This is a genomic window from Nostoc sp. CALU 546 (genome assembly GCF_048836525.1).
In genome coordinates, this window is the sequence record NZ_JAWJTF010000134.1 from 16889 (window position 1) to 22175 (window position 5287).

Consider the following 5287-nt stretch of genomic DNA (forward strand, 5'->3'; position numbering starts at 1 on the left):
CGCCCCCTGCCCCCTGCCCTCTGCCCCCTGCCCCCTGCCTCCTGCCTCCTGCCTCCTTCAATTTAATCTCTTTGATTTCCGAAACTCCTGGACAACATCTTTAATATCACGTAATTCTCCCTCAACTAAATAATTTAACTGTCGCATTTCATCTGCCGAAATTTTTCCAGCAAGTGAGGCGATCGCAGTTCTTAATTCAGGATACTTTTTTAATATTTCTTGTCGGACAATAGGCACTGTTTCATAAGGTGGAAAATACTTTTTATCATCCTTGAGTACAAATAAACCCAAGCGCGAAATTTGTCCGTCAGTAGAATTACCCGCCACCATATCCACCTGTTTTTGAATCAAAGCACGATATATTAAACCCAAGTCCATAATTTGAGGAGATTTGGCAAAACGTAAATCGTAAGTTTTAGCTAATCCTGGAAAACCATCTTCTCGTTCTAAAAATTCATAACCGAAACCGCCACGCCACTTTGGTGTATATTGAGTAGCTTGAGAGAGAGTTTCAATGTTGTTGCGCTTGGCATCTTCACCCCGGATAATCATTGCAAAAGTATTTTCAAAACCCAAGCTTGGCATCACTTCCAGATTGAATTGCTGGGAGTATGCTTGTTTTAATCTTTCATAAACTTCTTTGGGGTCATTAACTGCTTTTTGCTTTAAAATTCCAGTAAAAGCTGTGCCTGTATACTCAATATATGCGTCGATTTTGCCAGCAGTAATAGCACTATGACAAACAAAAGAACCACCCAAACGAGGGCGACGATCTACTTTTAAATTAGTTGTCGCCTCAATTTGCTGTGCTAATAGTTCACCTAAAATATCTTGTTCAGTAAAATCTTTGGAAGCAAGAATAATATTGCCACCGTTATTACTATTTGAATTTGGCGTACAGCTAGTGATTACCAATAACAAGGCAAAAGTTAAAAAACAAAGTGCTAAAAATCTTTTCATGAGAGGTCATTATATAAATTAGATTTTAGAAGATGTATTACAAGTATAGGACTTACGCACTGTACAACTCATCGTATGAATATACGAGAATGGGTCGTTTCAGCCTTTTATTAATCGTTCTTCGATGGTCAGCTGTAGGGGTAAAGCACATTGCTCATGCGTGTCAACTTAAGCCAAAAATAGCGTACTGATTAGGTGTTGTTCACCCGCCAGAGAATATAATTCAGAGACTAATTGCTCAAGTCTACTGAGAGGATGTTTGAAAAGTTTCTCTCTGTAACTTTAGGCACTTTTGATCCCCCCTAACCCCCCTTAAAAAGGCTACGGTGTACACACAAGTTATAGAATCACAACCAGTCTGTCGGATTACCCCACCCTAACCCTCCCCTTGCAAAGGGGAGGGAACTGGATTTTCTATTTCCCCCCTTGGCAAGGGGGGATTAAGGGGGGTAATTCGACTTGTGTGTACACCGTAGCCCTTGCCAAGGGGGAGTTAGAGGGGGTCAAAACGACTTGTGTGTACACCGTAGCTTAAAAAGGGGGGAACTGGAGTCAAAGTCCCCCTTTTTAAGGGGGATTTAGGGGGATCTAAAACTTTTGATACCGACAAGAGGACTTTTCAAACAACCTCTGAAGTAGACTGAAAATTTTCCGCGCTCTTTAGTCCTCTTCAGAGGACTTTAGCTATGAGACAGGGATTTACAATCCCTGGCGGACGTAATCTGGCGGACGTAATCTGGCGGACATAGTTAACTTTTAATTTTTAATTTATTCTCCATCCAGCCAATTGCAAAGTCAGCCAGTAATGCAATTCCTGCCGCCGGAACTGCACCAGCTAAAATTAGCTGATCATTTACAACAGATATCCCACGAAAAATAAACACTCCCAAACCACCAGCACCAATTGCTGCTGCAATAGTTGCAATACCAATAGCAATTACTGTTGCTACTCGCACTCCTGCTAAAATTACTCCCATTGCCAAGGGAATCTCAACTTGCAATAACAACTGTCTATCTGTCATCCCCATTCCTCTCCCAGCTTCCCGAATTGCTGGATCGACGCCAGTAATACCTGTGTAAGTGTTACGAATTATCGGCAGCAATGAATATACAGTCAGGGCAACAATTGCTGGTACTGCACCAATTCCGCCAATTATCGGAACAGGAATCAGTAAGCCAAACAGTGCCAAACTAGGAATAGTTTGGAGAATATTCGCTATGCCAAGAATTGGTTGGCGGAGATAAGTTTTACGTGTAATTAAAATACCTAATGGAATGCCTACAAGTATGGCAATTCCAATGGCAATGCCTACTAAAAATAGGTGTTCGAGAGTATGCTGAAGAATTTCTGGGGCATACTTAACGAGGAAGAAATTTTTCATAGAGTATCTTGCAGGGAACGCAGACATTGAAGAAAGGCGAGACTTTCTGGGTGTTGCGATCGCATAAATTCATCTGTTGTCCCCAATACTACCAATTCTCCGCCATACATTAAACCAATTCTTGATGCCAAAACCAAGGCTTCTTGGATATCGTGGGTGACGAAAACAACAGTTTTGCCTAACTCTTGCTGCAAATGCCGAAACTCTTGTTGCAATTCTAAGCGCGTAATTGGATCAAGTGCGCCAAAGGGTTCATCCATCAACAACACAGGCGGATCTGCCGCTAAAGCCCTGGCTACCCCGACTCTTTGCCTTTGTCCTCCCGAAAGTTCGTGCGGGTAACGTCCGGCGAATTGTGCTGGTTCTAAGCCTACCAATTGCAGCAACTCATAAACCCGCGTTTTAATTTGTTTAGATTGCCAACCTTCCAAAGAAGGAACTAAACCCACATTGCGTTCAACTGTAAAATGGGGAAATAAACCAATTTCTTGAATGACGTAACCAATTTTTCGCCGCAGTTTAATTTCATCCCACTGAGTTGTGGGAATGCCATCAAATAAAACTTCGCCTTGTGTAGGTGTAAATAGGCGATTAATTAATTTCATTGTGGTGGTTTTGCCGCTACCACTGCGCCCAAGTAATACCAGTGCTTCCCCTTGGCGGATGGTGAAATTGAGATTTGACACCAAGGGGCGATGATTGCGGCTAAAGGTAACATCGCGGAATTCAACGGCGGTTTGGTTATTTTGCTGCATGGGTGGCTTTTGGTGGACGCTAGCTGTATGTATTATGTGCTGATTTTGCTGGCGTGCTAACCAATGCTGTTTGGTTAAGGTGAGAGACTCGATGAATTGCTAAGGCAAGAGACGCGATGAATCGCCGTCTCTACAACAAACTGATTATTGTAGAGACGGCGATTTATCGCGTCTTTGTATTTTTGCCGCAGAGATTCAAAGACAGGAGGATTGCAGAAGTTACACCAGCTATGTCATATATGGAGATTGTTGTTTAATTGTTTTATGTCTATTCAAGTCTACGGAATTCCCAATTGCAGCACTTGCAAAAAAGCTTTAACGTGGCTCCAACACAACAACATTGACTATGAGTTTATCAACACCAAAGATATACCGCCAACCCATGAGATGATTCAAAACTGGGTAAAGTCTTTGGGTTTTGCTCCCATGCGAAATACCTCTGGCCAATCCTACCGCGCTTTAGGAGATCAAAAAAAGATTTGGACTGATGAACAGTGGATTGACGCATTCACTCACGATGCAATGCTTCTCAAACGTCCACTTTTTGTCAAAGATGGAACAGCTGTGCTAGTCGGCTTTAAAGATGAAGCAGTAGTTCAAGAAAAATTAGGATTTTAGTCAGGGAGCAACGCTCTAACAGTGAGATTGGGGTTAAATTATCAATTATGTTGCTGCACCAAGCCGAAGGACAGAAGCTAGGATTAAAGAGGGTTTTAGCCTAGTTAATTTTCTTCATATAGTTTAGTTTTTCCCATTTTCAATAATTTTACTTATCTCAAACAAGTCTGTCTAAATTAGGATTTACGCGTAAAGATTCTCTGGAAGAATTGGGTGTAAGTTTTACTATTAACGCTGCCAATCATACATTAATCGTCCATGACGATCACGCACAAGTTCCCATTCTCCACGACGATATCGTTGTCCTTTATAACGTATGGAACGATAGCGTCGTCTATAATGATGTCGTCGATTTCGCTGGCGTTGATAATAATATCTTCCACTTCGTTGCCGTCTATGATAACGTCGTCGATTCCGTCGGTGAGCTAACAAAAGTTCTTCACTTTGCTCTCCAACTAAATTTGTCTGTGCGTCAATACTCTGTTCATTGAGAACATGATTTAGAGTATTATCCTTAGCTTCAGCCAAAGCAGGCGGATAAATGAAGGCTAATAACAGGAACGCAATTGAGGATAGCTTTTTGAAACGATTCACGTTTTTGCTTTTCCTAAACTATTGGTAATCTATTTATTTAATACTTAAGTTGAGTAATTATATAGTTCAGGATTTACAAATTTGATTAGTGCAAATGTAATTAAAGTACTTATATTAGCAGATATTATCCACACACTGACTTTTCCCGTTATCTATCTCCTACTACGCTTTAGTTAAGGGTTATTGGTGTAGATGATTGTTTTTTTTAAGACGCGATAAATCGCGTCTCTACATGAGGATTTCTTTCTAACTCACTCAGGGCAGGGCATATTTCCTACAACTATGCAGTTTTATTATTCTCATCTGAGGCTTGTTCTGCAACATTTTTCAAGCGGCTTGATCTGATTTTGCGGATGCGATCGCTATTGCGAACACCACCCGCCATCTCATATTCACGGCTGTCTTTGCCGTATTTGATTGCAACAACCATCAGCATTTTCTCAGAAAGCTGACTCAAATTTTTTTCCATTTCTTCAATTTCAGTTCTAGAAGAGTCAACCACAGACAGAGCAGTATTATAAACATCAAGTTTGTTACGTAATTGCTCAATTGACTCAATCATTTTTTCCAGATTATGATTTTCATCAAATTTAATGCTTGGAACAATCGACTTTAGTCCGGCGGATCTTAACTGAGCTTTTTCTAAAATGCGGGATGTGCGTTTTAGACGAGACATAAATTTATTTCTTTAAGATACTTCTAGAGCTAGCTTGCCTTAGTTAAACCACATTCCGGTTCAGGGGAACTCACAATTTTTTTTGATAAACTTTTCAGGTAATACCAGTAATTTTCCGGTATCTCATCACTAGATGTTGATTTTTATAGGAATAATTATTTAAGTTATGGCAGGAGGCAGGAGGCAGGAGGCAGGAGGTAAAAGTATTACTATTCCTAGCCTTGGTGTTTTCAAAATGTCCTAATACCATTTCACTTTAATAATGATACAAATACGTGGGTAGGGTAAAGCACATTGCTCAT

General features: G+C 40.6%; 7 protein-coding genes. 2 read left to right on the top strand and 5 right to left on the bottom strand.

The window, feature by feature from the left end; genetic code table 11:
- Nucleotides 1–57: 57 nt before the first annotated feature.
- The 3 genes from RRG12_RS38055 to RRG12_RS38065 form a co-directional block, all read right to left on the bottom strand.
- Nucleotides 58–960, bottom strand: a complete 903-nt coding sequence (locus tag RRG12_RS38055) for a glycine betaine ABC transporter substrate-binding protein (protein WP_069073985.1) — start codon at nucleotides 958–960, stop codon at nucleotides 58–60.
- A gap of 749 nt (nucleotides 961–1709) precedes the next feature.
- Entirely contained in the window at nucleotides 1710–2342 is a 633-nt protein-coding gene (locus RRG12_RS38060) for an ABC transporter permease (RefSeq protein WP_084227410.1), read from the bottom strand.
- Complete coding sequence (locus RRG12_RS38065) at nucleotides 2339–3097, bottom strand: ATP-binding cassette domain-containing protein (protein WP_420762776.1); 759 nt, start codon at nucleotides 3095–3097, stop codon at nucleotides 2339–2341. The genes RRG12_RS38060 and RRG12_RS38065 overlap by 4 nt, the downstream gene beginning before the upstream one ends.
- 116 nt (nucleotides 3098–3213) lie before the next feature.
- Here RRG12_RS38065 and RRG12_RS38070 point away from each other — a divergent pair, with 116 nt between their 5' ends.
- Together RRG12_RS38070 and RRG12_RS38075 are read left to right on the top strand one after the other, a co-directional pair.
- Nucleotides 3214–3354: a hypothetical protein gene (locus RRG12_RS38070; protein WP_420762777.1), complete on the top strand. Its 141-nt coding sequence runs from the start codon at nucleotides 3214–3216 to the stop codon at nucleotides 3352–3354.
- Between the two features lie 7 nt (nucleotides 3355–3361).
- Nucleotides 3362–3715: a Spx/MgsR family RNA polymerase-binding regulatory protein gene (locus RRG12_RS38075; protein WP_069074828.1), complete on the top strand. Its 354-nt coding sequence runs from the start codon at nucleotides 3362–3364 to the stop codon at nucleotides 3713–3715.
- 228 nt (nucleotides 3716–3943) lie between these two features.
- Here the strand turns inward: RRG12_RS38075 and RRG12_RS38080 are convergent, their stop codons facing one another.
- Both RRG12_RS38080 and RRG12_RS38085 read right to left on the bottom strand, forming a co-directional pair.
- Nucleotides 3944–4309 (bottom strand): hypothetical protein, encoded by a 366-nt coding sequence (locus tag RRG12_RS38080; protein WP_141699928.1) that lies wholly within the window; start codon nucleotides 4307–4309, stop codon nucleotides 3944–3946.
- A 280-nt stretch (nucleotides 4310–4589) separates the two neighbouring features.
- Entirely contained in the window at nucleotides 4590–4985 is a 396-nt protein-coding gene (locus RRG12_RS38085) for a hypothetical protein (protein WP_069074826.1), read from the bottom strand.
- Nucleotides 4986–5287: the final 302 nt, after the last annotated feature.

What these genes read in the sequence shown, in the direction of transcription:
- RRG12_RS38055 (WP_069073985.1), bottom strand. Translation starts at nt 960, where the DNA reads ATGAAAAGATTTTTAGCACTTTGTTTTTTAACTTTTGCCTTGTTATTG.
- RRG12_RS38060 (WP_084227410.1), bottom strand. Translation starts at nt 2,342, where the DNA reads ATGAAAAATTTCTTCCTCGTTAAGTATGCCCCAGAAATTCTTCAGCAT.
- RRG12_RS38065 (WP_420762776.1), bottom strand. Translation starts at nt 3,097, where the DNA reads ATGCAGCAAAATAACCAAACCGCCGTTGAATTCCGCGATGTTACCTTT.
- RRG12_RS38070 (WP_420762777.1), top strand. Translation starts at nt 3,214, where the DNA reads ATGAATCGCCGTCTCTACAACAAACTGATTATTGTAGAGACGGCGATT.
- RRG12_RS38075 (WP_069074828.1), top strand. Translation starts at nt 3,362, where the DNA reads ATGTCTATTCAAGTCTACGGAATTCCCAATTGCAGCACTTGCAAAAAA.
- RRG12_RS38085 (WP_069074826.1), bottom strand. Translation starts at nt 4,985, where the DNA reads ATGTCTCGTCTAAAACGCACATCCCGCATTTTAGAAAAAGCTCAGTTA.